At 41.1% G+C, this 25,529-nt stretch carries 21 protein-coding genes; 10 read left to right on the plus strand and 11 right to left on the minus strand.

Features of this window, described 5'->3' with window-relative positions; translation table 11 throughout:
- Positions 1 to 41 precede the first annotated feature (41 nt).
- From uxaC to C9J12_RS19000, 5 genes are all read left to right on the plus strand, one after another.
- The gene (uxaC, locus tag C9J12_RS18980; protein ID WP_107244142.1) at positions 42 to 1,466 is read left to right on the plus strand and encodes a glucuronate isomerase; all 1,425 of its coding nucleotides are present in this window, start codon (positions 42 to 44) and stop codon (positions 1,464 to 1,466) included.
- On the plus strand, positions 1,463 to 2,434 hold the full coding sequence (locus C9J12_RS18985; RefSeq protein ID WP_107244143.1) for a sugar kinase: 972 nt from the start codon (positions 1,463 to 1,465) through the stop codon (positions 2,432 to 2,434). The genes uxaC and C9J12_RS18985 overlap by 4 nt, the downstream gene beginning before the upstream one ends.
- Positions 2,435 to 2,447: 13 nt before the next feature.
- Positions 2,448 to 3,074: a bifunctional 4-hydroxy-2-oxoglutarate aldolase/2-dehydro-3-deoxy-phosphogluconate aldolase gene (locus C9J12_RS18990; protein ID WP_107244144.1), complete on the plus strand. Its 627-nt coding sequence runs from the start codon at positions 2,448 to 2,450 to the stop codon at positions 3,072 to 3,074.
- A 104-nt stretch (positions 3,075 to 3,178) separates the two neighbouring features.
- Positions 3,179 to 3,871, plus strand: a complete 693-nt coding sequence (locus C9J12_RS18995; RefSeq protein WP_107244145.1) for a hypothetical protein — start codon at positions 3,179 to 3,181, stop codon at positions 3,869 to 3,871.
- Complete coding sequence (locus tag C9J12_RS19000; RefSeq protein ID WP_107244146.1) at positions 3,864 to 4,370, plus strand: YgjV family protein; 507 nt, start codon at positions 3,864 to 3,866, stop codon at positions 4,368 to 4,370. The genes C9J12_RS18995 and C9J12_RS19000 overlap by 8 nt, the downstream gene beginning before the upstream one ends.
- Before the next feature lie 96 nt (positions 4,371 to 4,466).
- Here C9J12_RS19000 and C9J12_RS31185 read toward each other — a convergent pair whose 3' ends face one another.
- From C9J12_RS31185 to C9J12_RS30750, 4 genes are all read right to left on the minus strand, one after another.
- Positions 4,467 to 4,847 carry a hypothetical protein gene (locus C9J12_RS31185; protein WP_107244147.1) on the minus strand — a complete coding sequence of 127 codons (381 nt, stop codon included), beginning with the start codon at positions 4,845 to 4,847 and terminating at the stop codon, positions 4,467 to 4,469.
- 8 nt (positions 4,848 to 4,855) lie between these two features.
- Positions 4,856 to 5,359 carry a YhcH/YjgK/YiaL family protein gene (locus tag C9J12_RS31190; RefSeq protein ID WP_227876411.1) on the minus strand — a complete coding sequence of 168 codons (504 nt, stop codon included), beginning with the start codon at positions 5,357 to 5,359 and terminating at the stop codon, positions 4,856 to 4,858.
- A 170-nt stretch (positions 5,360 to 5,529) separates the two neighbouring features.
- The gene (locus C9J12_RS19015) at positions 5,530 to 7,788 is read right to left on the minus strand and encodes a glycoside hydrolase family 3 protein (RefSeq protein ID WP_107244149.1); all 2,259 of its coding nucleotides are present in this window, start codon (positions 7,786 to 7,788) and stop codon (positions 5,530 to 5,532) included.
- Between the two features lie 315 nt (positions 7,789 to 8,103).
- Complete coding sequence (locus C9J12_RS30750; protein WP_170111818.1) at positions 8,104 to 8,271, minus strand: hypothetical protein; 168 nt, start codon at positions 8,269 to 8,271, stop codon at positions 8,104 to 8,106.
- 522 nt (positions 8,272 to 8,793) lie between these two features.
- Between C9J12_RS30750 and C9J12_RS19020 the strand changes: the two genes are divergently transcribed.
- Positions 8,794 to 9,660, plus strand: coding sequence for a hypothetical protein (locus C9J12_RS19020; protein ID WP_107244150.1), 867 nt, complete (start codon positions 8,794 to 8,796; stop codon positions 9,658 to 9,660).
- 420 nt (positions 9,661 to 10,080) lie between these two features.
- On the opposite strand, the gene C9J12_RS19025 is transcribed toward C9J12_RS19020, so the two are convergent.
- The 4 genes from C9J12_RS19025 to C9J12_RS19040 form a co-directional block, all read right to left on the minus strand.
- On the minus strand, positions 10,081 to 11,484 hold the full coding sequence (locus C9J12_RS19025; protein ID WP_107244151.1) for a TRAP transporter large permease: 1,404 nt from the start codon (positions 11,482 to 11,484) through the stop codon (positions 10,081 to 10,083).
- 2 nt (positions 11,485 to 11,486) lie between these two features.
- The gene (locus tag C9J12_RS19030; RefSeq protein ID WP_107244152.1) at positions 11,487 to 12,047 is read right to left on the minus strand and encodes a TRAP transporter small permease; all 561 of its coding nucleotides are present in this window, start codon (positions 12,045 to 12,047) and stop codon (positions 11,487 to 11,489) included.
- 57 nt (positions 12,048 to 12,104) lie between these two features.
- Positions 12,105 to 13,091, minus strand: coding sequence for a TRAP transporter substrate-binding protein (locus C9J12_RS19035; RefSeq protein ID WP_107244153.1), 987 nt, complete (start codon positions 13,089 to 13,091; stop codon positions 12,105 to 12,107).
- Positions 13,092 to 13,487: 396 nt separating this feature from the next.
- Positions 13,488 to 14,096 carry a LysE family translocator gene (locus tag C9J12_RS19040; protein WP_107244154.1) on the minus strand — a complete coding sequence of 203 codons (609 nt, stop codon included), beginning with the start codon at positions 14,094 to 14,096 and terminating at the stop codon, positions 13,488 to 13,490.
- Positions 14,097 to 14,191: 95 nt separating this feature from the next.
- Between C9J12_RS19040 and C9J12_RS19045 the strand changes: the two genes are divergently transcribed.
- The gene (locus C9J12_RS19045) at positions 14,192 to 15,097 is read left to right on the plus strand and encodes a LysR substrate-binding domain-containing protein (RefSeq protein ID WP_107244155.1); all 906 of its coding nucleotides are present in this window, start codon (positions 14,192 to 14,194) and stop codon (positions 15,095 to 15,097) included.
- A gap of 102 nt (positions 15,098 to 15,199) precedes the next feature.
- Here C9J12_RS19045 and C9J12_RS19050 read toward each other — a convergent pair whose 3' ends face one another.
- Positions 15,200 to 17,182 carry a bifunctional metallophosphatase/5'-nucleotidase gene (locus C9J12_RS19050; protein ID WP_107244156.1) on the minus strand — a complete coding sequence of 661 codons (1,983 nt, stop codon included), beginning with the start codon at positions 17,180 to 17,182 and terminating at the stop codon, positions 15,200 to 15,202.
- Between the two features lie 360 nt (positions 17,183 to 17,542).
- On the opposite strand from C9J12_RS19050, the gene C9J12_RS19055 reads away from it, so the two are divergent.
- From C9J12_RS19055 to C9J12_RS30755, 3 genes are all read left to right on the plus strand, one after another.
- The gene (locus C9J12_RS19055) at positions 17,543 to 18,199 is read left to right on the plus strand and encodes an outer membrane beta-barrel protein (protein ID WP_227876412.1); all 657 of its coding nucleotides are present in this window, start codon (positions 17,543 to 17,545) and stop codon (positions 18,197 to 18,199) included.
- A gap of 202 nt (positions 18,200 to 18,401) precedes the next feature.
- Positions 18,402 to 21,371 carry an alkaline phosphatase family protein gene (locus tag C9J12_RS19060; protein ID WP_107244158.1) on the plus strand — a complete coding sequence of 990 codons (2,970 nt, stop codon included), beginning with the start codon at positions 18,402 to 18,404 and terminating at the stop codon, positions 21,369 to 21,371.
- 299 nt (positions 21,372 to 21,670) lie between these two features.
- Positions 21,671 to 21,829, plus strand: a complete 159-nt coding sequence (locus tag C9J12_RS30755) for a hypothetical protein (protein WP_006228515.1) — start codon at positions 21,671 to 21,673, stop codon at positions 21,827 to 21,829.
- Between the two features lie 437 nt (positions 21,830 to 22,266).
- Here the strand turns inward: C9J12_RS30755 and C9J12_RS19065 are convergent, their stop codons facing one another.
- Both C9J12_RS19065 and hcp read right to left on the minus strand, forming a co-directional pair.
- Positions 22,267 to 23,619, minus strand: coding sequence for a hybrid-cluster NAD(P)-dependent oxidoreductase (locus C9J12_RS19065; protein WP_107244159.1), 1,353 nt, complete (start codon positions 23,617 to 23,619; stop codon positions 22,267 to 22,269).
- A gap of 192 nt (positions 23,620 to 23,811) precedes the next feature.
- Positions 23,812 to 25,476, minus strand: a complete 1,665-nt coding sequence (hcp, locus tag C9J12_RS19070; RefSeq protein WP_107244160.1) for a hydroxylamine reductase — start codon at positions 25,474 to 25,476, stop codon at positions 23,812 to 23,814.
- Between the last annotated feature and the right edge of the window lie 53 nt (positions 25,477 to 25,529).

Here is a 25,529-nt window from a genome sequence, read left to right on the forward strand (position 1 = left end):
ACTGATACACCTTTCGAGGGGATACTTTTCTGGAGTCATCTATGAAAGCTTTTCTATGTGAAGATTTTCTTCTAACCAATGACATTGCACGCCGTTTATATCATGACTTCGCGAAAGACATGCCGATCTATGATTACCATTGTCATCTCAATGCACAAGAAGTCGCAGATAACCGTCGATTCGATAATCTGGGTCAAATGTGGCTAGAAGGCGATCACTACAAATGGCGCGGTATGCGCGCTGCAGGTATTAGTGAGTCGCTCATCACGGGTAAAGAAACCTCTGATTTTGAAAAATACATGGCATGGGCTAAAACAGTACCACAGACACTGGGCAATCCACTGTACCACTGGACTCACCTAGAATTACGTCGTCCATTTGGTATCACTGGCAAACTATTCAGCCCTGAAACCGCTGAAGATATCTGGCACGAATGTAACGAAATGCTCGCGAGCCCAGAATTTTCTGCGCGCGGTATCATGAAACAAATGAACGTGGTTATGGCGGGCACAACGGATGATCCCATCCATACACTAGAACATCACAAAACCATTGCTGAAGATGATACTTGTGACATTGAAGTTGCACCAAGCTGGCGTCCTGATCGTGCATTTAAAGTAGAACTCGAAGGCTTTGCTGATTATATGCAGCAGTTAGGTCAAGTCGCTGATATTGAAATCCGCCGTTTTTCTGATTTACTGACTGCGCTTGATCGTCGTCTTGATCACTTTGCCGCTCATGGTTGTCGCGCAGCTGATCACGGTATTGAAATACTACGTTATGCTGCCATTCCATCAGAAGCCGATCTTGATGGCATGCTGACTCGTCGTTTAAATGGCGAATCACTTGAAGAAAAACAAGTCGATCAATTTACCACTGCCGTTCAAGTTTGGCTTGGTCAGCAGTACGCAAAACGTGGCTGGGTAATGCAACTCCACTTAGGCGCACAGCGTAATAACAGCACCCGCATGTTCAAGCTACTGGGTGCGGATACAGGCTTTGATTCAATGTCTGATCGCCCATTTGCCCTTGAGTTAGCTTCGTTACTCAATGCGATGGACATCACTAATGAACTACCAAAAACCATTCTTTATTGCCTAAATCCACGTGATAACGAGATGATGGCAACGATGATCGGTAACTTCCAAGGTGACGGCATTGCAGGCAAAGTACAGTTCGGTTCAGGTTGGTGGTTCAACGATCAAAAAGACGGCATGCAACGCCAGATGGAACAGTTATCTCAACTGGGCCTGTTAAGCCAGTTTGTGGGTATGCTTACCGATTCTCGTAGCTTCTTGTCATACACTCGACATGAGTATTTCCGTCGTATTCTGTGCAACATGATTGGTCAGTGGGTTGAGAATGGCGAAGCACCAAATGATATGAATCTATTAAGTCAGATGATTAAAGATATTTGCTTTAATAATGCGAAAACTTACTTCAAACTACCTGGAGAGTATGCATGAAACGCATCGCAATTATCGGCGAATGCATGATAGAGCTTAATGGCGCCTCTTTTGGCACCATGCAGCAAGCCTATGGCGGCGATTCACTGAATACTGCGGTATATATGGCACGTACTGCAGGGCAATCTGTCGAAATTGATTACATCAGTGCGCTCGGTACAGATATTATCAGTAACGGTATGATTTCACGTTGGCAGCAAGAAGGTATCAATACCGAACACGTGTTACGTGATAAAACACGTCAGCCGGGTTTATATTTGATCCAACTTGATGAGCAAGGTGAACGTACATTCCTGTATTGGCGTAACCAATCGGCGGCACGCTATCTTGTTCGTCACCCTGACTTTGCACAGATAGAACTTCATTTGCAGACCGTTGATATGGTCTATGTCAGTGGTATTAGCTTAGCGATTTTACCCGCGGAAGATCGTCAACAATTAGTCACATTGCTTGGACAACTGTCTAGCAATGGCGTTGAAATTGCCTTTGATTCCAACTATCGCCCTGCGTTGTGGGAAAGTGCCGATGAAGCACGTAAGTGCTACAAGCAAATATTGTCGTTTACCAACCTTGCATTAGTGACTGACGACGACGAAGAAACCTTGTGGGGAGATACATCATCACAAGCAACATTGGAGCGTTTACAGACCGCTGGCGTAAAAAAAGTTGTACTTAAAATGGGGCCGAAAGGTTGCTTATATACTGATTTCAACGCTGATACTCCAGAACTTATTGGTACAACGCCAGTAGAAACGGTTATTGATACAACATCGGCTGGCGATTCATTTAATGCCGGTTTTTTATCGGGTTACCTTACCGATAAAACACCACGAGAAGCGGCGCTTCAGGGCCATCAGTTAGCTGGTACGGTGATCCAGCACAAAGGGGCGATTATCCCATGTTATGCCACCGAAGCGATGGATTTTAATATCCACTCGACCGCTTCAACCACAACAACAAAATTATAAAGGAAGTCAGACAATGAGCACCATTGCACAACAACTAGCCGAAATTAAAGTTATTCCAGTTATCGCTATCGACCGCGCTGAAGACATTATTCCTCTGGGTAAAGCATTGGCTGAAAATGGTCTACCTGCCGCTGAGATCACTTTTCGTTCAGATGCAGCAGTAGAGGCAATTCGTCTACTTCGCGAAGCCCAACCAGATATGCTAATCGGTGCTGGTACGGTACTTAACCGCGAACAAGCACTGGCGGCGAAAGAAGCAGGAGCAACGTTTGTTGTCTCTCCTGGCTTAAACCCGACAACCGTTAAAGCATGTCAGGAAATTGGCATCGATATCGTTCCTGGTGTTAACAACCCAAGTGCGGTTGAAGCCGCGTTAGAACTTGGCCTAACCACATTAAAGTTCTTCCCTGCTGAAGCATCTGGCGGCATTAATATGCTGAAATCTCTGCTTGCGCCGTATACACAAATCCAGCTAATGCCTACAGGTGGCATTAACATTAACAATGTAAAAGACTACCTCGCTATTGACCGAGTTTACGCATGTGGTGGTACTTGGATGGTCGATAAGACGATGATCAACGAAGGCCGTTGGGATGAAATTGGTCGTTTAGCGCGTGAAGCTGCCGACTTAGTGAAATAATTGATATATATAGCAGCTAAACAATATTAAGGCTTCCATCTGGAGGCCTTTCTTTTACTGAGAATACGCGATAACAATAGATTACTGAACGAGGGAACGTCACAATGAACATTAGCTTTCTTTACACCCTTCAAGCCAACGAAGTGCTCTTTAAGCCATATATTGATAAATATCTGAAAGACCTGCCTGTTACGGTTTCACACCATACCAATGAACGTTTATTACAAAAGGCCATGGAAGACGGTTTAACCGAACAAGTCGCCAGTGACGTACAGAAAACCATCACCGAAATTGCAGCAAGTAATGCTGATATCATTATTTGCACCTGCTCTACTATTGGTGATTTAGCTGAAAAAACACCCTATATTTCGGCGAAGGTTATTCGCGTTGATCGCCCAATGGCAGAAGCAGCTATTCAACATAACAATATATTGGTACTTGCAGCCCTTTCTAGCACATTAAAGCCTACCGTTGCGTTATTGCATTCCGTTAATACCAAAGGGAAAACGAGCAAGCATCTAGAGCAATCAACAGCTCAACGAAAAAAGCAGCCATTCATCCAAACGGAGTTAGTACCTAAAGCCTGGCCTTATTATTTTGCTGGTAATACAGAAATGTATGCTAGAACAATCGCAGCACATATTAATGCGGTAAAGACCAAACCAGATATTGTTGTATTAGCGCAAGCATCTATGGCACCTGCAACACTGTATTGTAATAAGAGCAGCTTTGAAATATTAACGAGCCCTGAGCTATGCCTTCGTTACCTTGCAGAGGCAGTAAAGCTACATGCCTGAATTAGATTTCCCACAAACTATTGGTATTGTTGCTTTTTTAATCGGCGCGACAGCATTTTTGCATCAAGATGGACATAAGTTTCGGCTTCATCTAACCGTATTTCAAATTGTTCTTTGCTCTCACTTCATTTTAATGGGTGCGGTTACTGCCGCCGTAGGCTGTGGAATCAGCGCGCTACGCAGTTATGCCTCTACCAGAACGCAATCTAGCCCCGTAATGTGGTTTTTTATTGGATTATTATGGGTAATGGGATTACCCAATGTTGAGTATAGCTATGAAATTTTGACCATCTTTGGGGCATCAGTGGCCACCTGGAGCTTATTTAAAGCTCAAGGTATTCATATGCGCTTATTAATTCTATTTAATTCATTTTGTTGGCTAACGAATAATTTATTATTAGGTTCGATTGGCGGCACAATGATGGAAGCAACGTTTATTATCGTGAACGCAGTGACTATCTATAAAATGTATCGTAATTCCAAACAACTCACTGTCTAGTGAGTTATAACAATCGTAAATTACCTAAAATAATCATCCCCATAATATAACACCATCATTGATGGGGATGTTTTATTAAAAACTGTATCACACTGACTATATAGCAACTAACAAACCATGTTCTTGTTTCATTTCTGGTATAAATGCCAATTTGTCTGCCGACATTTTTAATCCACTCGGCATCTGAATATGATTAACAGTCCAAACAACGCAACCTTGCGGTAAGTTAAGTAAGCTTCTTACTTGAGAATACAGTTTTCCATCATTGAATTCATCCGATATTGGTGATGCTTTCCCCTGCCAAGCCCCCATTACTTGCTGCTGACTAACGGGTAAATCTAAGTACAAGATTTCAGGTTCTACATCTTTAATCACTTTCAAACATAAACGAGCACCGCCATTATCACACTTTTCAACCCATAATCGATGCGGAATATTACTGTCGTCCCAAGTAAGTACATTAATATATTGATTCATGTTTTCACCTAATTAACTAACGTTCTATCGATTTTAATAACTACTTTTTTAACTGGAGCAGGCGCATTAACCGCGATTAATGGGCGATGTGGCTGTTCAGCAGTAAAAATAATAAAATCGCCAGACTGTAGCGTTACAAATTGTTCATTAATAATATCTTCACTAAAGGCAATGTCTTTTTCTTCAAATAACTCTTCATCTAACGATAAAAATGGATGTTCGCTATAACCGAATGTTTCTTCACCTTCTAATACTATTTGCACATCAATATATTTTTGGTGACATTCAGAACGCCTTTTTTCTAATTGCTCTGTATGGTCATTAACAATAAAGAAAAATGCTTTATCTTCTAATAGTGGATAAGTACCTACTTCAACATTATGCTCTAAAATGTTCTTTACGCTATTTATACATTCCATTATTTTTTCAGGTAAATCTGAAACTAAATGTAACTGGCTTAAATTACCTTTAAACAAAATAACCTCTATTAATTTTAATGGTTTAAAAAGCAAAGTATTACCAAAAGGTATCTTTACTGACAGGGTGTAAACATTATATACCACCACAAGCAATTGGTTGACCAGTTAGTGTTGGTTTATTGATCTTGATCCGTATTCATATATAAAAAATGCCAGATAATTATCTGGCATTTTATCTCGCTTAAATCACTAAACTCATTTATTTACTTGTAGTTTAATCCGTGACCGAATGGATATAGCTCATCACCTTCTTTGTAACCCGGAGCATCAGAATGTTGATCAAGAATCGCCTGAGCACTGTTAGCCAAGGCAAATGGTAGTTTACCGGTAGGTTTAAACTCACCGCTGATAACATCCATCACAGCACGATCATCCGAACCAAATGTTGCTAGTATCGCGCCAGCACCCTTCAAGCCACTGATATCATCCAGCACATATGGCTGACGGAAGTACACAGAAAGCACGGTATTTTCAGCACCAACCTCCCCCATCACAGCTTGGATATCTTCTAGAGACGGAGTAATTACCCAAGACTCAGATTTAGCCATGCCAGTGAAATCAAGCACTGATAGTTCATCGAAATCAGAACCACCAAATACTAATGCACGGTTAGTGGGAGTATCACCCGTAATAACTGCCGGAATATTATCAACACGCACTCGAATTAATGCGTAATCATTACCTGTCGCAACTTCTACTTTATTACCTTCAGCGTCATCACCGATAGTTACATCGTAACCGTACTCTTTAGCGATTTCGCCATCCATACCCATGGTATACAGGCTCGATGTCGTAGGTAATGGCAAAGTTGCATCTGTATTTTCAAGTAATACAACGGCTTTACGCTGTGCTAGCTGAGCTTTTTCTTGAAAATTTGCATTACCAACAATAGCGTTCGCTTTGTCGGCATCGACATAAGCATTTTCAAACAGCCCTAAGTCAAATTGAACTTCCAGAAGACGTTTAACTGACTCGTCAATACGTGCTTCAGAAACTAAACCTTGCTCAACCACAGTACGAATTTCTGCATTACTCTTGAACCCAGAAAATACATCTGTACCTGCCTCAATGGCGATAACAAATTGCTCTGTCTTGTCTTTATCCTGTAGACCCCAAGCACGATTATTGTGCATCATCTCATAATCAGTATGCACTTCATTTTGATCATTGATGATACCCGTATCGGAATTAATAACCCCTTTAAAGCCCAGTTCTTTACGCAGAAGGCCATCTAAGATGCCTTTCGAGAAAGCAACACCAACATTACCCGCAGGCGTACCGACGCTAGTAGAGTAATCATTGTTCGGTACACGGACGGTATCTTTCACGCGTTCATGTAGAAGATCGCCTAGAGGTATACCACCTGCATCCAAGTCCGTCCTATCAGGATTGTTGATTGACCACTCACCACCACCAACTATTCCGTAGTAAGGCATCATTGCAGCAACACCTGCATCAATCGCTGCAATAAATGGTTTGACGTGGTAATCAAAATTACCCGCCGGATAGCTCTGATGTTGACCTGCAATATAATGTGGATCTGCCCCAAGGAACTGCGGGCCGCCACCAGGGAAGTGCTTCATGGTTAGTACGATACTGTCGGAGGAAACGTCTTTACCTTGTAGGTTGCCAACCAAAGATGTCATAATTTCTGAAGCCAGATCTGCATCTTCTGTAAAAGTTTCATGCACACGATACCAACGCGGTTCAGTCGCGAGATCTGCCATATAACCGTACATACCACGCAGACCAATAGCATTCCACTCAGCACGCATAATATTACCGAATTCACCGATCAACGCCATATCACCCGTAGCGGCAAGCCCACCTTCTTTCGGCCATGACGAGAAAGCACCTGAATCAACATTGATACCCGCTTTAGCATTAGGGTCGATATGGTTACGCGCATTCGATTTAAATAACGCAGGGATACCCAAACGAGTACGTTCGGTCAACTCCTGCATGCTATTCATATACTGAGCAGCTTCCATCGGGCTGATTTTATAGTTAGCCCCCATTGGCCCGCCTGCACCACCATCTTGTCGCTCTTCATCAGTAAGTGCATTAATCTCGTCTTGAGTCAGAATCGTATTACGGAAGATAAAACGATTCATCATCTGACGATTGACCAAATTTTGGTGTTCGCTACCAACATATCCATAAGCTTCAGCATTCAAAGTGTCGATCAGCATCATGCCGACTTTTTCTTCGAGAGTCATACGGCTGACTAGGTCAGCAGCACGTTCTGCCGACGTTAAACGCCAATCCTCATAAGGTGCAAGCTTGCCATCACCATTAGCATCACGGAATTGGTAACCATCAACGTTAAGAATGTCGTGAACTTTCGATTGAACAATTGGTTGGAGAAGATCATCTTTGCCGTCACTTGAACTTGATGAATTACAACCAGCAAGAATAAGTACTGCGGCAATTGGGGCGAGGGTAAAGAGTTTACGGTTCATAAGAATCCTTATTATTATGTGCCACTGCTATCCGAACAGTTTCAATAATATAGGTAGCAAACCAAATTGGTTAACCAAAAATGCAGAATATGCCAGTTAGATCAACCAATTTTAATGACTTGCATTTATTACTCACAAAAATATGCTTACATTTTATAACAATACGTATTTTGTTAAATAGGTCACAGAAGAATTAGCACTCACGTGGCATTGGTAGACCAATTTTGGGAAGTGTTCAGGTACTTGTCTAGGTTGGCATAATACACAATAAAAAAGAACGCTCTATCAGCGCTCTTTTTATTTTTTTCAACAGCTTCAGTCTAGCAACTTTATTGGTACCCGAAGGCTATCAATATATTCCGGTAAAAATAATGAGATCTGAGGAATATAAGTAATCAACATTAAGAAAATCAATAATAAGCCAAGCCATGGTAATGCCGCACGAATTGCCCCCCCATGCAGGTAGTCTGTTTCGGCGGTCATATGTACCATACGTTCGATTGTCAGTACATGTACAAACAATCAGAACGCAATCTAGTCACGTAATGTGTTTTTTATCTAATTATCATTTAGTTACCCAGTGTTGGGCATAGCTATGAAGTTTTGACCATCTTTGGGGCATCAGTAACAACCTAGAGACTATTCAAAGCCCAAGGTAATCATGCGCGCTCAACATTTCATTTTATTGGCTAACAAAAATTTATTCCTGAAGTCGATTGGCGGTACAATGATGTAGACAACATTTATTATCGTGAACATATTCACTATCTATAGAATGTATTGTGACTCCAAACAAACAACCACCGACTAGCATTGGTGAATTAGCATTAAGGACTGAAAGTCTGGATACGGGTCAAAGGTCTATTTCGTTAGCCTTCAGTCCTGAACTGCGGCTAAGAATGATATTCAACATGACCTTTCAGCCATATTATTAAGATTGTTGTTTCAATGAACAAGTAAGACCTATTTACCATAACGCCCGTAACAAACACTGGATTTAGATAGATGAATCAAAAAAATAGAGCAAAACAAAAGCAATTATCTCAAGAGGTTTCTAATAGATCACAGGTGGAGAAGAATCGCGAATTTAGGGTCACAGTAAAAAACACTTTAATACAAGGCGCCATAATTGACGATGGTCCCATTGTATTTGCATTTGCTCCAGCAGGTACATCGCTAACGCCCCATGAGGTGGATAACGGCGAGCTTCCTTGGGGGTTTAAATACTTATCATCACGAGGAGTTAATGTTGTTTCGTTCAACACAATCTCTACGGATCACAAATACGAAGAAATAGAGCTCTTTGAGTGGGCAAAGTCTAACTCTTTTCTTTTTCAACACCATAAAGAGCGGTTAGCTTATGCCGTGAGTATGGGGGCCTGTGGTGCATTGCTTCTGTCTCGCCATTTGATGATAGATAGGGCGCTACTATTCTCCCCTACCCTTTACAGCGTGACACTGCCAGAGCATAACATGCATATAACGGTTGTTTATGACCCATTCTGCGCAAATGACAGGAAGCAAGCATTGTCATTGCAGCCATCAAGCAAGCTTCACACATATGGCGTTGGGCATAGGGGAATAGAATCAGTATCAGCATGTGGATATTTGTCACCTCTAATTAGGGACTTCATTGGCAATCGCATAGTTGATGAAGAGTTTTATCGTGCGATGAGGGGAAGAAAATCTACTGAACGATATTACTCATATATGAAAAGAAACCCTACTGGTAAGAATACAAAATCAAGAAAGAGAGTGATAATCATAGCATCGTTGAAGTGGAACCTATCAAACCCCAAGAAGGTTTTAAATAAGCTCTACAAGAGCGCCAGGAAGAGGTTGCTAGCCGTTAATGTATCCCGTAATGGATAGTCTCAAGTTGTAAATAGAATGATGAAACCTTTTCTAGGTTTTGTCGCAAACCAGAGTCGTGGGTTATGATCATTATCAACACCCACAACTTCCAACCATTAAATTCACAGGTCGTCATTTCCCTTTTTAAATCATACGGCAATCTGTTCATTATAACCTTTCAACATATATCCAAGTTGAGACCATAACAGCGGTGCATATAGAAGTGAGCTTAAATAGAAATCACATTCAATATGACAAAAATAACGGTTTAATGGTTGCAAGTAGAGCAAATTGGAGCCTCTTGAATCCAAAATTGATTGAGGTTTATAGGTGAGCACCTAGAAGAGGAATAACCTAGATATATAACCAAAAGGGGCAGCAACAATATGCAGCCGCCCCTTAAAAACCATAAATATATTTTCAACAGTTTAAATCCAACTACTGTATTGGCACTCGTAGGCTATCAATATATTCAGGTAAGAATAACGATATCTGAGGAATATAAGTAATCAACATTAAGAAGATTAATAATAAGCCCAGCCATGGCAATGCCGCACGAATTGCCCACCCCATGCTCTCACCTGTTATTCCTGCCGTTACGAATAAATTAAGCCCTACAGGCGGGGTTAACATGCCTATTTCCATATTGACCACCATAATGATACCTAAATGAATAGGATCAATACCAAGTTGAACTGCAATAGGAAACAAGATTGGCGCCATTATCAGTAGTATTGCTGAGGGTTCCATGAAGTTACCTGCAATTAACAGCAAGATATTCACGACAATTAAGAATCCCCAGGCGGGTAACCCCATACTCACAATGGTTTCGGCGATCATATGTGGAATACGTTCCGTTGTAAGTACATGTGCAAACAGCATTGCATTAGCAATAATGAACAACAGCATAATACTGACTTTCGCCGCATCTTTCACAACATGGCTAACTTCTTTATCGGTAAATGAACGGATTAATACCAATGGAAAGCTAACCGTATTACGTACTACCGCTTTTATAATATGTTCGTTCTTATATCGCCAAGGTACGCCTTTCAACGGACCAATATCGCGGTAGCCCCAAACACTGACAAACCATGCATACACCGCCGCGACAGATGCCGCTTCTGTCGGGCTTGCAATACCACCATAAATAGACCCCAGTACAATGACGATGAGCATTAAACCGCCAAGCGCTTTCAGCCCCGAAATAAGTAATGACGTAAAACCTGGAAACGGTTGTGATGGCAGACCTTTAATACGGGCAACAATGTAAATGGCAACCATCAAAATACCGCCCATCATCAGGCCTGGAATAAAACCCGCCATGAACATACGGGATGCCGATACTTCGGTTGCTGCCGCATAAACCAGCATCACAATAGAAGGAGGGATCAAAATGCCCAATGTACCCGCATTCGCAATTACACCAGCCGCAAAGCTTTTCGGGTAACCCGCCTTCACCATACCAACGATAACAATAGAGCCTATTGCCGCAACCGTCGCAGGGGAAGACCCCGACACTGCCGCAAACAACATACACGCCATCACCGATGCCATTGCAAGACCACCACGAATATGACCGACAGCATCAATGGCAAAATTTATTAATCGTTTGGCAACTCCTCCTGTTGATAGAAAAGCAGAAGATAAAATGAAAAATGGAATGGCTAATAATGTGTAATGTTCACTGGTTGCTTCAAATAACTTTAGGGCAATAGAAGCCAGTGAATCATTCGAGAATAGCAAGATAGTTGCGACACTTGATAACCCGAGCGCAATCGCGATGGGCATACCAATAAACATACAGAAAAACAGTAAGCCGAATAATGCAAAAATAGTCATAACTACTGCCCTTCCTTGTTGCTAGGGGGTAATTCCGTTTGATCATTACCTTCAGCGAGATGCATACTTTCTTTGGCTTCATCAGCAAAGCCAAAACCAAGCCGCTCACCTTTAATTACTTGAATCGCCAAAACAACAATACGTAATGTCAGTAATAAAAAGCCAAACAATAAGCAACTCATTGCTTTCCATTTTTCAATGGCAAAATCTTCCATTTCGATGCCAATCAAATGCATCTTACTCAGGTAAATCCAGCTGCCATAAAGAAACATGCCGCAATACGCGAGACACATTGCCAATGCAATTAACGTAACGACTTTTTGACTTGATTTAGGCAGTTTTTTTACAAAAGCATCGACACCAATGTGTGCTCCTTCTCGAATACCCCAAGAGGCTCCCATTAATACCATCCACGCCGACATATAAAGGGTTAACTCTTGTGCCCACAACAAACCCGTATTAAAGACAAACCGTAAAACAACTTCGATAAATACCAACAATGTTGTCGCGACTAATAATAATCCAATTGCTGATTCTTCGAACTTATGAAGAAACTTAATCATTCCCTTGCTCCTAATGCAAAGATGCCAAAGCAAGCTCTGGCATCTTTCACAATGGTATTACTGGTTTGAGGCAACGGCCGCTTGAATCAGCTCAGGACCAATCTCTTTCTCAAACTGCTTCCATACGGGTTTCATTGATTCGACCCATTGCTGGCGATCGTCATCAGACAGTACAATGACTTTGCTTCGCCCTGAATCAATGATTGCCTGCTTATCTGCCATGGCTTTATCGTTAGCGACTTTGTTACCGTAAACAATGGCTTCATCAAGTGCAGTTTTCACATCAGCACGTACATCATCAGGCAATCCCATCCAGAATTCCGTTGAAGTCACCACTAAGTAATCCAATACCCCATGATCTGACTGAGTAATATAAGGCTGAACTTCGAAGAATTTTTTCGAATAAATGTTAGACCATGTATTCTCTTGCCCATCAATGGCTCTGGTTTGCAGTAGCGTAAAGACTTCAGAAAATGGTTTTTTCAAAGGAACTGCATCAAGCGCTTCAAACTGAGCTGCTAATACATCTGAACTCATAATACGGAACTTCTTACCTTTCGCATCAGCGGGTAGTTGTAGCGGGATACTTGCCGAAATTTGTTTCATGCCATTATGTAAATAACCTAAACCAACATAGCCTTTTTTCTTTAATGAATTCAGTAGTTCTTGTCCTGAATCACTTTGCTGGAAACGATCGACCGCATCCATATCTTTAAACAAGAAAGGTAAATCAAAAATCTGTAATTTCTTGGTGTATTTATTAAACTTTGATACCGATGGTGCAGCCATTTCAACGTCACCCAAAATCATAGCTTCTAGCACTTTATTATCACCAAAAAGCTGTGAATTTGGATACACCTTCACTTCGACTTTATCTGGCATACGCTCGGCAATTAATTGCTGAAACTTAATCGCCATTTGTCCTTTAGGTGTGTTTTCTGCCACAACGTGCGAGAACTTGATTTCGATAGGTGCAGCATGTGCAAATCCCGCTACGCCAAACGCAAGTGTTAACGCTGTAAGTGTCGTCTTCAGATGTTTCATTTCAATGTCCTCTTATCCTTAAATAAACCCACTACTTTTTATTGTTATGAAAGTGGGATGTCCTGAAAAATGCTTAGACAAACGATAAGTGGTATTACATTCACCTTGTCGAATTGACTAATTCATCATGTGATCAAAACTAAATGTTAAGCTCACGTTAAATTATGGTCGCAATATTGATAAAATGAACAGGGCTAATTGACACAAAAAATAACAATTTTGCAACTAAAGAGGGAAGATGAGAGGTACCGCAGAAAAAAGGGGCACAAATACACCCCTTTTGTAATTAAGCATGTTTTTTCATATAGATAAGCGAACAACCGAAAATTGTGAGCTAACCGCTGTTTTTCAGCCTACAAATCGTGCGGCAGCCCATTGCATCATATTTAAATAACCCTAACTTTTTAATACCAATGCCACGCTTAATCCCATTAGCCCCACACCACATAGTTGTTGAATTCGTTGCTTCCACTGATTCACATAACCTTCAAATGCAGGTGCAGATAAAGCATAAGCCACAAGACCAAACCATAAACAGTGAAGTAGTGCAAGATATCCACCATACAATACTGCCAACACAGGGCTACTGCCTTCAGCTGTGATAATTTGACTGAATAAGCTTATGAAGAACAACATCGTTTTTGGGTTAAACAAATTACAGAAAAAGCCTTGTCGCCAATACGCAGCACCAGACAGATCCGTCGTATGTCCTTTCTCTAACATCACAGACGTGCGGGCAAACAATGCAGTAATTCCCAAATAGAACAGATACCCTGCGCCTGCATATTTAACCAGTGAAAATAACACCGCATTCTGTGAAATTAAGTAACCAACGCCTAGCATTGAATAACCGACATGTATACCAATCGCAGTGCTAATGCCACACGCTGTTAATAAGCCAGCACGACGACCATTGGCTAAACTGTTTTTTACCACCAAAACAAAATCAGCCCCAGGACTTATAACGATTAAGATACCCAATAACAATAAACCTACAATTTCCATTGCTCACTCCTTCATAACAACATGTAGCTATTGTAGGTAACTTCATCACTCGCTAAAATCGAATAAAAGTCACTTTAACTGTGAGCTTAATTCACATGAGGCATTTAAAAGCGTTTCAAATTTTTCATACTGCCGCCACCTCTAAAAACTTTACAGAGGCTGCAACAAAGTTGTGCCTGACACACGGTGCCATCAGTAAACAAATTAAAGTATTGGAAGACTATGTAGGTAAGCCACTGTTCGTTCGTCATGGACGGCATGTCAGCCTTACATCAGATGGTGAAACCTTGGCACACTACACCCAAGATGCCTTTAGCACGCTACAAGTGGGAATAGATAAAGTCATAATGTCGTCACATACAGCCATTGATGTCTCTTGTGAACCAACACTGACCATGCGCTGGCTAATGCCGCGTTTAGTCAATTTCCAAGATCAACATCCCGATATTGATGTGCGTCTATCAACCGCAGGCGGATCAGTAAACTTACAACGGGCTGGTTTTTCACTCGCAATTCGCCGTGATGATTTCGCTCTAGATCAAGATTATGACAAAGTACACTTAGTAGAGGAGTGGGTCGGTCCTGTTTGTTCACCAGAATATTGGCAAACAATTTGCCCTAACGAAGCAAACGAGAATACCTCTTTGCACACAGCAGCCTTGCGATTATTGCACACACATACTCGTGCAACAGCTTGGCAAACATGGGCAACAGACGCGAAACAAACAGTATTGTTAGATGGACAACATCGTCATTTTGATCATTTTTATTTCTGCTTACAAGCCGCTATCGACGGGTTAGGTATTGCCATCGGATCATATCCCTTGGTGAAAGATGATTTAGCGCGTGGGGCACTTATTGCTCCTTTCGGCTTCATTTCTTCCCACCACGATTACGTGGTATACAAAGAACGCCATACCGATGATTCACAACACACCGCATTCATTAGCTGGCTTCAACAGCAGTTATCGCAAATGATCCCAACAGATAACATTAACTAACACGATTAACTGATACGATCAAAAAAGGCCATCATTTTTGATGGCCTTAAATAGCGTTACACTGTCTGTATTAAACAATACTAAAACAACATGTAAAACTGTTTATTGTGCGCGATTAAACGTCACCACTTCGTAGTTTAATGGCATAACTGTTTGACGTTCTGCCGCAATGTAATCAATCATCGCTTGAGCATCTGTATTACACACAGTGTTTGCCGCTTTACAATTAGGCGCTGCACCTTGGTAATTTACTTTGTATTTATTGCCGACTTTCGCGATATTTTTCACATCATAGCCTGTTAACTTACCATCAACGTAAGCTAAATCGACACGACCCGAGCTGTTCTTCTGTGCTTCATACAGTGGTGTCCAACCATCGTTACCCGTTGCGTTGTAATTATTCAGCGCAATGTTGTACACCTTGTTGTTATCAATTTTCGTCCACACTGGGTTTGCTTCTGTGCCTGTCATTATCTCAACAGCATCAAGTTTGCCTGCTTCTTGCGCTTTTGTTTCAGTAAAGCTGTAACGAATATGACCGCCATAAGGGAACTTACCCGCATGTGACCCTTCAGGTAAGGTCGCGGTTACTGTACTGTCGATTAATGCTTTAATCGCACTACCTTTAACGGGCAGTACCGACATAAAGTTAGAAAATGGCAGCATTTCTAACGACACATTACCTTCACGGTATTCGCCCGCTTCAATGTTTGTTCTAATGCCACCAGCACCAATCAGTGCAAAATCCACCTTCATGCCAGTCACTTTCTGTACCGCTGCTGTATTCGCCCAATAGTACTGACCTTCAGCAATTAAAGGTGCAACATCTGAACCGTGTTTGTCGGTACCACGATCGCCCGGACGACGCTCATGAATAATCTCAACAGGTACTTGTGCGATTGTTTTTCCGTATGCTTTATCAACCGCTGGCTTATATTTAACATTGATTAAATTACGCATGTTTGCATCTTCATCCGTAATTTCGATGTTATCTTCTTGCTCAATAAACTCAACAACACGTTGTGTGGCTGCTGCGTCAAACTTTTCATTTTTTTGGCGTGCGGGCTGAGTATAAAATTCATCATTGCTTAATAATGTGTTTCTACCATTACAGTTAACGACATCACCTTGCTGATTAAAACCGACTTGCAGACGACCAATCGCTTGAGCATATTGACCCGCCTGAACAACACACGTCTGACCTACACCATTTGGATTTCTCACCAATTGTGCGTAGATGCCGTCATTGTTCATACCTAAATTAGTAAAATCGCCCAATAATGTATGTGAGTGGCCACCAACAATCAGATCGATACCATTCACTTTTGACGCGATATCCACATCAACTGAATTACCAATATGTGTCACTGCAACGATATTATTAATACCTTTGGCTTTTAACATATCAACGGTAGTCTGCGCAGATTCAACCATATTAAAAAACTGCACATCACCCGTGTTGGGTGAAATATTTGCCATATCATCTAGTACGATACCGAATACCGCTACCAGATCTTTATCGGTTGGTAATTTATCTAGATCATCAACAACGGCTTTCTGATTGCCATCAAATGCGTAAACCATAAATGGACGTAGGTTAGTTTGATCTTTTAGATCGGCATCTTCGCTAGCATCAATGTTTGCCGCTAAAACAGGAAAATTAATACTACCAATGAATTTATTTAATTTTTTGTTATTCAAATCAAATTCATGGTTGCCCAATGCCATTGCATCAATGTTCATTTTACTTAGCAATTCAGCATTCATCGCACCTTGGTTCAGTTTGAAGTAAGCGCTACCCTGCCACGCATCACCACCATGTAAGAACAAAAAGCTGTCATTTCTTTGCTTTGCATCTTGTTGGTATTCATCAGCCATCGTCAATAAGCGTGGGTATCCACCGAACTCGTTGTAGACTTTATTGCCGTTCGCTTCAAAGCTCGACTTAACAGGATCAAAGTTAGAGTGAGTATCGTTAATATGTGCCACTGTTAAATTAAATACAGCGTCAGGTTGAGAGCTTTGTGAGCAGCCAGCAAGAATCAAGGCAACAGATAATGCTGTAAGTGGCTTGAAAAACGTCATTCACTTTCCTTTTTAATCGGTTTGATAAGATTTATATACAAAAATGCCCCGCAGCAGCGAGGCGCAGGCACTATAGCCAATATTGTTTTACCGCGCAAACGCTTGCGGTCATTCCTTGTACTGAAAATAATATTCTTTTTTACCTTTAATATATTGAGAGCTCACCAGCAAATTCACATTAAAATAAATTAAATTACTTCAAATACCCATTTCTGTTGAAAAAGATACTTTTATCGCAATAAAAACGGCTATAAACACAGAGGCGAATACACCTATAAAACAATGTGCAATTATTTATTGAATATTGTTCTATTGATATTTATCATACCTCTACCTTTTAAATAAATAACAATAATGACAATGAAACGATTACTTTTAGCAGCAATAGCACTCACTAGCCTTACCGCCAATGCCACTCAGTCTTACTCTTTCCTTTCTGGTGGTTATCAATTCACCCGTGTTGCAGAAAACGGCATGGGGCAATATTTTGCTGACAAATACAACAATAGTGACGACAGCAAATACTTACATGGGCTTTACTTTCGCGGCAGCTGGAATTTTTACGACCACTTCTTTGCAGAATACCGCACTGGCGCCACTACCCGCTCTTCGTCAACATTAGGCCAAGACTACCTCGCACTGGGCTACTACATTCCGCTAGCGACAAACACTAGCGTATATGCATCTATGGGCTATTCAGGCTACAGAGCGGAACGGGATATCAATACTGGCTGTGGTCTTTTAGACAACAATAAAGAATGTAAAAAACGTTCATTCAGCCAAGATGGTAGCGGATTATCTGCAGAGTTAGGGCTGCGTTTCAAACCACTAAGTTGGCTACAAATGGAACCGTCATACCGCTATGCCGATTTTGGTAACAAAGGGCAACATGAACTGCGCCTCACCAACTTGATCGAATTCACACAACACTCTGCGTTAGAGTTAAATGCAGGTTACCGTCATTGGGATAACCTAGATGAGACCAATTACCAAGTCGGTTATCGCTACAGCTTTTAATTCACACTAAATAGCAGGTGGTAACAAATCCAATGTGATCGTTAAAATTTGTTACCGCTCTATTTACCACATATTTTTTCTACGTATTTATGGTTCATGGTTTAGAATCAAGCAAACGGAATTTGCCATTGTATAGCCGACATCCCTCCTTTATGGGCGAGTTTTCTTGGGTATATTAATCATCATGAATGGAGCACTAGAAATGGTGAAGTTCGATTATCGCCACTGCGTAGAATTAACATACGCCTCAAAAAATCCACGAAAGCCGTATCGACTCATGCTTTCTGCTGCTTTAATAAGCAGCTGTATGCTCAACCCTTCAGCACAAGCTGATATTGGTAGTACGCCTATTGTCGGTGCTTTCTATAATTCCACTCAGATCATTAAAGAAAAAATATATTCGGGTATCAATAAGACAGCAGTCACCACCCGTGATGCGACCTTATTTACGATTGGTGGTGTCACTTTAGACGCATACATACTAACACTTCCACTTGATGCTAAAGTGAAAGCTCGAGTTATCAGCCGCTTAACTAACCCTTTGTATTCAATACAACTTGGGCACTTCTTGTATATGTTTTACGACCGCTATACCGGGTTAGAAAACACCGATATATTCAAAGAATATCTGCAAACGGTATACACAAAACAAGCTCTAAAGCAGTACGAGCACTCATTATTGAACTACGATGAACCCGATATAAATTCGACAGCAACAGCCGATAATACGGCTAAAAATACAGGGTTATCATTTAATAATCAGTTCATCGCCTCAATGGTCACTATTTACGATACCCTTTTTAATAACGATGAATGGTTATTGGGTAATAATCTGCCTGAACGCTACACATACCTAACGAAAAGCCCTGATGATCTGACTGCCATTAATACAATTCAAGCGTTAGTTATTGAGCTAATGGCCCAATATAGCCAATCGATAGAAGACGGTGAAATTAAAGCGGCAATCATGGCAATTATTGATGATGCCAAGCCTGAAAATGCCCATAAGCCAAATAATAAAGCTCAAGCAATCACAATAACCTTGGTCGATTTCGTTCGCTTAAATGTTTTAAAAGGCTACCGCCAATACTCATTAGAACAACACCGTATCGATGCATTCAGCCGTTGGATGGAAAATACATTCAATCAGAATCCGTCTGAGCTGATTCAATTTCTACAAAGCCAAAATAATAAACGTTATGGCGTACAAATAACGGTTGATGGTTTACAGCAAGGCATGATCAATGCGCTGGCAGGAAACAACTCACCGACTCAATCGTATAATCCATTTATTGATCATGCCTACGCTACGCATCTTAACGCGATTAAATACCAACCAAAACACGAAGAGACAATCCAGCCTGAACACCAGCAACAGTTGGATTATTTAACATCGTTAGCAACAAATAACCCATCATCAACAAACGATGCGCATTACTTACCGTTCTTCAAATCTCTTTATCAAAACTATTCTCGTAGTATTGCGAAATCCGGTATTTCATCGACACCCACGATTAGCGTACGAAACCTTCCTATCATAATGACAGGGGCAAATGTAGCGGGTAATGACGGCACAGGCATTCCTAATTTTCACTTTGTTGACCGTGAAATAGATCGCGCCTATTACTTCTTCGGTAACGATGCTTTGCAACTCGATCGCCTGATAGAAGATAACCATGTACAAACAATGTTTGATCGTCTTAATTACCTAAAAACCTTGAACTGTAATGCACAATACGATTGGAACGCACAGGTCAGTTATGACGGATTAATCAACCTCGGCGTCGGTGAAGCAATACGTGATTTTGGTGAGCAACGCTGTTTACGTGAACTCACTAACCGCGCAGAAGTTGAGAAAGAACTAAAAGCAGCAAGATCGGCCTTGATCAAGCAGATCAATAATTACCAAGACATTAGCCTATGGACACCGCTCACTCGTATTACCAAGAAAAAGCACATCCATGAACAGATTGTTCAATTGGCACAACGTGATGAACAGGGTATGCCCGATTACACACTGATCTATAATCCATGGCCGGATCACTTTGCCCACTTCACTGGCCCTTTCAGTGACGAGGTCATTGCGCCCACAGGGGAATTAAACCGCCTCGATTACTGGTTAACACAATTTACTCAAGCCTATAAAGATGCGGAAATTTATGATCAAACATTGTGGGGAATGGCAGGTGATCATGGATTAACGCCCGTTTTCTATGCGTTAAACCCTGAAAAACAAGTACTAGAGCAACTCGAAAAAGACTATAGCATTACCTTAAAAATAGAAAAAATATCATCCGATGAGGGCGAAGGGCCAAAGATAACCAATGCACTGAACTATCCAACGAATAAAGGTATCGATGTTGTGGTTGCCTCGACAGCTGGAGGTAATTTCATGATGGATTTCTTTAACTCGGCACAGGGGTGGTCATTCCAACCTCATTACAACGAATTAACGCAATGGCGACCGCTAGATAGCACAGTTAAAGATAAATCCATCGATATGATCAGTGAGATCAGTAACCGCTTAAGTGAAACTCTCGACTATCTGGTTGTGCGTGAAAGTAACTGTAACCTCACCCGTTGTACTATTCGTCTTGTCGCTCATCGCGATGGTAAACGTATTGACGAAAGTATTCAGCGAGAGGGAGAACGGGCTTTTTATTCCTCACTCGCAACGAGTAACATACCGCAATTACTCGACATTGAGTCTACCAATCCTTATAGCCGAGCATTAACCCCGCAAGAACATTACGAAAAACAAAAACTCATTAAGATGTGTATCACAGACGCACAAGAAAATGATACTGATACCTGGTGTAATCAAAAGCAATGGCGACAGCTAACCAGTATGACGCCACGGCCTGATTCGGTGAATCAGCTCGCCCATCTTTATGATGAAGATCGCGCAGGCACCGTTAATCTATTTCCCAAAGAAGGCATTGGTTATAACACCATAGTGCCAGGGCGACATGCTGGTGAACACTACCTTGAAAAAGATGCATTTATTGGATTCTGGGGCGCGCCAGTTGGTAATGGCGAACAATTAAAGTCGGTGGCTAATGGCTCACTCGCTCCCACAATTTATCAATACATCACACGCGAAAACGTCGTTGTTGGTGAAAATGGTTGGGGATTCCCATCAGTACTGCCTGAACTGGCAATAAAACCGTAAAGCTGCGGTATTGAATAAAGAGTGATCAAATGCAAAAACAGCCCGATATGCGGGCTGTTTATTTATTAGTGACGAATATCCCTTCATAATAAAGATATAAAACGACTGACTACCTTGTGAACAAAACCTAATTTCGAGTAATACCTCGCTGATATTTATAGAAATATTGATCGTCGTTTCATTCTTGAAAATTGAGCTTTCACTCAAAAAACTATCTATTTCATCGATTCAGATTGATTATTACGCCTCGAAAGTTCGCCCTCCTCTCTTTTTAGAGGCAATACTCAGCAAGGTGAAAAATGAAAAAATCAATCATGTATCCACTCGTCGCATTCGCTGCTGTCGCGTTAGGTACTCATGCTCTTAACCATAATTGGTTTTCCGATATAGAAGTCTCGTTCATGCTCTTACTGATTCCGGTAAGCACAATCATCGCTTCGGAACTGTTAAAAGCATAAACAACAACCCTGCTATACGTTCATAACCGCAACATGTAGAAATGTAGCCCTGCCAATAAAAGACAGCCCTACAAAGTATTGGAGACATGAAGCTATGTTAAATGAACTGCTTTTTGTATGAGATTACATTCACCATGTAATCTCACACAGCCTCCACGCTTATAAATAACGTAGAACCACCCGATTAAATCAATCACTAACCCTGTAATTAACGACAACTTTCCTTTTTGTTCTATTCTGTTTAGAGCAACGTAAAATATCCCACTAAAACCGACACTATCCTCTTTGCTAGAGAATCAGGTTGTACTCACGGTCGTTATTTAACGCGTAGGTATGCTTCGTAAAATAATACTATTTGGCGTAAGTGACATATAAAAAAGCCAATCTAAATAGATTGGCCATGAAGACTATATTAAATGATGAAGCAATAATGAGTATTAGTTGAGTGCTACAGCAACATCTTCCTCAACGGTACTTGAACAGGCTAATACAAACCCTAGTGCTATTTCTTCAGCGGTAAGCGTTTCAGTACTGGTCGACTTTACTGAGCCTTTGGTGACTTTACATTTACATGAACCACAAACACCAGCGCGACAAGCGCCAATAATAGGTACACCATTATTTTCTAATACTTCTAATAGTGATGAACCTTGTACTACCTCTTTCTCTACAGAAAAATCAGGAACGTGCAACATGACACTGGCTGTTGAAGCGTCTGATGAGATCTGATCTTGTTGCTCGTTATTTGCTGCAGGGGTAAAGCTTTCTTGGAAGAAGTTTGCCATATCGAAATCACTTTCTTGAGCAATATTCTCTACCGCTTTCATAAAGCCAACAGGGCCGCACAGGAAGATAGTGCGTTCTTTCAGATCAGGATATAACTGTTGAATAACGTCTGAACTCACCATGCCAGTTTGATGTGACAAAGCACTGCTATCCGTCTTTTTATTAGCACTGTCATCAGCACTAAAACTTGCAAAACCTTCACTGTTTTCTAACAGTAATTGCACGTTAAAGTGTTTATGCTGAGAAAGTAACGTCTTCATTTCATCATGGAAGATAACGTTGTCTTTGTCTCGGGCACAGTGTAAGAATTCAATATCAGTATCGCTATCATGCGTTAACAATGTTTTGGCTATCGACATGACGGGGGTGATACCACAACCCGCACTGATAAGCAGTAGTTTAGACTTGTGCTTGCAATCACTGCTATTGAATTGACCCGCAATGTTTAATGCTGACAAGCTATCACCGATATTTAGATTGTCTGCAAGCCAGTTAGACACTAAACCATCCGGTACGCGTTTAATCGTTAAGCGTAATTGTTTTTGTTGCGGTACAGAACTAATTGAATAAGCACGATAATGTGTTTTGTTATCTATTTTGACGGCTAATGTCACGAACTGACCGGGCTTAAAATCAAACAATGTTTCATTGGCGGCTGCAAAGGTAAAGCTCATCGAGTCATGTGTTTCTACTTCACGTTTGACTAAGATTAATGCTGTTGTTGATGGTGACCATGGCGCTGGTTTTTTAATAGCATTTGCGGTTGATTCGCCAAGAGAGAGTGCAGCCAACTTTGGTTTAGCAAATAGCGGCTTTGCAAATGTTTTTGTGGTGTCTGATTTAGCGGTATTCTGTGAATCACCACCGAGTGAAAAACTCAGCTTAGGTGTAGATAGCTTTGGTGATGAAGGTTTTGTTGATTGACCAAGACCTGAACTATTTAGTTTAAGTGGCTTAAGAGCCGGTGCTGATAGTGTAGATGAAGGCGTTTTCGAAGAAGACATTATTTGCACCCATGGCTGTAATAATTAAAGGTTGAATGTGTGTAAGAAGGGGAATGAGCATTGATTAAAGTCGATCGATGTTTGATAACTGTCGAACGCCTTTAACCAATGCAGCATATGATCGCTATTTATTAACGAGTACTATTTATTAGCGAGCTCGATTTGCTAACGATCACTATTTATTAGCCAATACTATTTACCCGCTAACATAGTCGCTAAGTCAGTTTCAACATCGCCAACACTGCGCATATCAAAGTTATCTTGTAATGCTTTGATTAAGTTGTCAGTTAAGAATGCAGGTGCTGTTGGGCCGGTATAAATACCTTTGATGCCTAAAGCGAATAGCGTTAATAATACAACAATCGCTTTTTGCTCGAACCAAGATAAAACGATGCTTAATGGTAGCTCGTTCACACCACAATCAAACTCTTCTGCCAATGCTAACACTAACTGAATTGCAGAGTAAGTATCGTTACATTGACCCACATCTAATAGACGAGGAATACCATTGATGTCGCCAAATTCTTTCTTGTTGAAACGGTATTTACCACAAGCCAGAGTAAGTACAACTGAATCTTCAGGTGTATTAACAGCAATGTCAGTGAAGTAACTACGTTCTTCTTTATCACCGTCACAACCGCCGATTAGGAAGAAGTGTTTGATGTTACCCGCTTTAACTTCATTGATAACTGCAGGTGCAGCAGCCATTAATGCATTGCGACCAAAGCCAACAGTAATCATGTGTTCGATTTCAGTATGCGCAATACCTTCTTGTGCTAATGCACATTCGATAACTTGCGAGAAATCATCACCTTCAATATGAACAACACCAGGCCAGCCAACAATGCTACGCGTAAATAGACGATCTGCGTATTGACCTACGTTTGGATTGATTAGACAGTTAGATGTCATCACAATTGCGCCAGGGAAGTTAGCAAATTCTTTTTGTTGATTCTGCCAAGCGCTACCGAAGTTACCCACTAAGTGTGGGTACTTGTTTAATTCTGGGTAACCGTGTGCAGGTAACATTTCACCATTGGTGTAAACGTTGATGCCTTTGCCTTCAGTCTGTTGTAGAATTTTTTCTAAATCATGTAAGTCATGACCAGAAACAAGAATACACTTACCAGCAACAGGTTTTACGTTTACTTGTGTTGGTTGTGGGTGACCAAAGGTATTTGTTTCGCCTCGGTCAAGTATTTCCATAATGCGGTAGTTAAGTAGACCAATTTGCATTGATGTTTCAAGCAGAGCATTTGCATCTGTTGGATCAGTACCTAAGAACGCCATGATTTGGTGGTATTCAGCGCAGATTGATTCTTCACTTTGACCAAGTACATTTGCATGTTCCATGTATGCTGCAGCACCTTTAAGGCCGTACAAACATAATAAACGTAGACCAATGATGTCTTCATGCAGTTCTTCGTGACCACGGTTTACAGCCGCTTCAGGTGCAAAGTTCATGATCTCTTCAGCGGTTGCTGGTAACACAAACTGCGCTGCTGGTGATAATTCAGGTAATACTTCACCAGCTGCTGCTGCTGCTGCCATTACTTGGGTGCTTAATTGAATCTTATAACGCTCGGCAATTTCAGTGTATTCAGTAATACGCTCTGGCACAAAGTTCACGTTAGTTAATGTAGAGAAGAAAGCACGTGGTGCCCAAGCATCAATTTCAGCATCGATAATGTTGTATTTACGCGCTAGTTCTGCCCAGAAAGATACGCCTTGCAAGTTAAATACTAATACGTCTTGTAGGTCAGACACATCAGCCGTTTTACCACACATACCTTGAGTATAAGAACAACCTTTAGCCGTAGGGGTTTGGACAGTTTGCTCACATTGAATACAGAACATTTAGGACTCCGTTATAATTATATTATTAATATCGAATTAACGATGATTTGGAG

The organism is Photobacterium frigidiphilum (assembly GCF_003025615.1).
Lineage (GTDB): Bacteria > Pseudomonadota > Gammaproteobacteria > Enterobacterales > Vibrionaceae > Photobacterium > Photobacterium frigidiphilum.

Bases quoted from the DNA above. Each gene is read 5' to 3' on its own strand.
- uxaC (WP_107244142.1), top strand. From the start codon at position 42: ATGAAAGCTTTTCTATGTGAAGATTTTCTTCTAACCAATGACATTGCA.
- C9J12_RS18985 (WP_107244143.1), top strand. From the start codon at position 1,463: ATGAAACGCATCGCAATTATCGGCGAATGCATGATAGAGCTTAATGGC.
- C9J12_RS18990 (WP_107244144.1), top strand. From the start codon at position 2,448: ATGAGCACCATTGCACAACAACTAGCCGAAATTAAAGTTATTCCAGTT.
- C9J12_RS18995 (WP_107244145.1), top strand. From the start codon at position 3,179: ATGAACATTAGCTTTCTTTACACCCTTCAAGCCAACGAAGTGCTCTTT.
- C9J12_RS19000 (WP_107244146.1), top strand. From the start codon at position 3,864: ATGCCTGAATTAGATTTCCCACAAACTATTGGTATTGTTGCTTTTTTA.
- C9J12_RS31185 (WP_107244147.1), bottom strand. From the start codon at position 4,847: ATGAATCAATATATTAATGTACTTACTTGGGACGACAGTAATATTCCG.
- C9J12_RS19015 (WP_107244149.1), bottom strand. From the start codon at position 7,788: ATGAACCGTAAACTCTTTACCCTCGCCCCAATTGCCGCAGTACTTATT.
- C9J12_RS30750 (WP_170111818.1), bottom strand. From the start codon at position 8,271: ATGACCGCCGAAACAGACTACCTGCATGGGGGGGCAATTCGTGCGGCA.
- C9J12_RS19020 (WP_107244150.1), top strand. From the start codon at position 8,794: ATGAATCAAAAAAATAGAGCAAAACAAAAGCAATTATCTCAAGAGGTT.
- C9J12_RS19025 (WP_107244151.1), bottom strand. From the start codon at position 11,484: ATGACTATTTTTGCATTATTCGGCTTACTGTTTTTCTGTATGTTTATT.
- C9J12_RS19030 (WP_107244152.1), bottom strand. From the start codon at position 12,047: ATGATTAAGTTTCTTCATAAGTTCGAAGAATCAGCAATTGGATTATTA.
- C9J12_RS19035 (WP_107244153.1), bottom strand. From the start codon at position 13,091: ATGAAACATCTGAAGACGACACTTACAGCGTTAACACTTGCGTTTGGC.
- C9J12_RS19040 (WP_107244154.1), bottom strand. From the start codon at position 14,096: ATGGAAATTGTAGGTTTATTGTTATTGGGTATCTTAATCGTTATAAGT.
- C9J12_RS19045 (WP_107244155.1), top strand. From the start codon at position 14,192: ATGAGGCATTTAAAAGCGTTTCAAATTTTTCATACTGCCGCCACCTCT.
- C9J12_RS19050 (WP_107244156.1), bottom strand. From the start codon at position 17,182: ATGACGTTTTTCAAGCCACTTACAGCATTATCTGTTGCCTTGATTCTT.
- C9J12_RS19055 (WP_227876412.1), top strand. From the start codon at position 17,543: ATGAAACGATTACTTTTAGCAGCAATAGCACTCACTAGCCTTACCGCC.
- C9J12_RS19060 (WP_107244158.1), top strand. From the start codon at position 18,402: ATGGTGAAGTTCGATTATCGCCACTGCGTAGAATTAACATACGCCTCA.
- C9J12_RS30755 (WP_006228515.1), top strand. From the start codon at position 21,671: ATGAAAAAATCAATCATGTATCCACTCGTCGCATTCGCTGCTGTCGCG.
- C9J12_RS19065 (WP_107244159.1), bottom strand. From the start codon at position 23,619: ATGTCTTCTTCGAAAACGCCTTCATCTACACTATCAGCACCGGCTCTT.
- hcp (WP_107244160.1), bottom strand. From the start codon at position 25,476: ATGTTCTGTATTCAATGTGAGCAAACTGTCCAAACCCCTACGGCTAAA.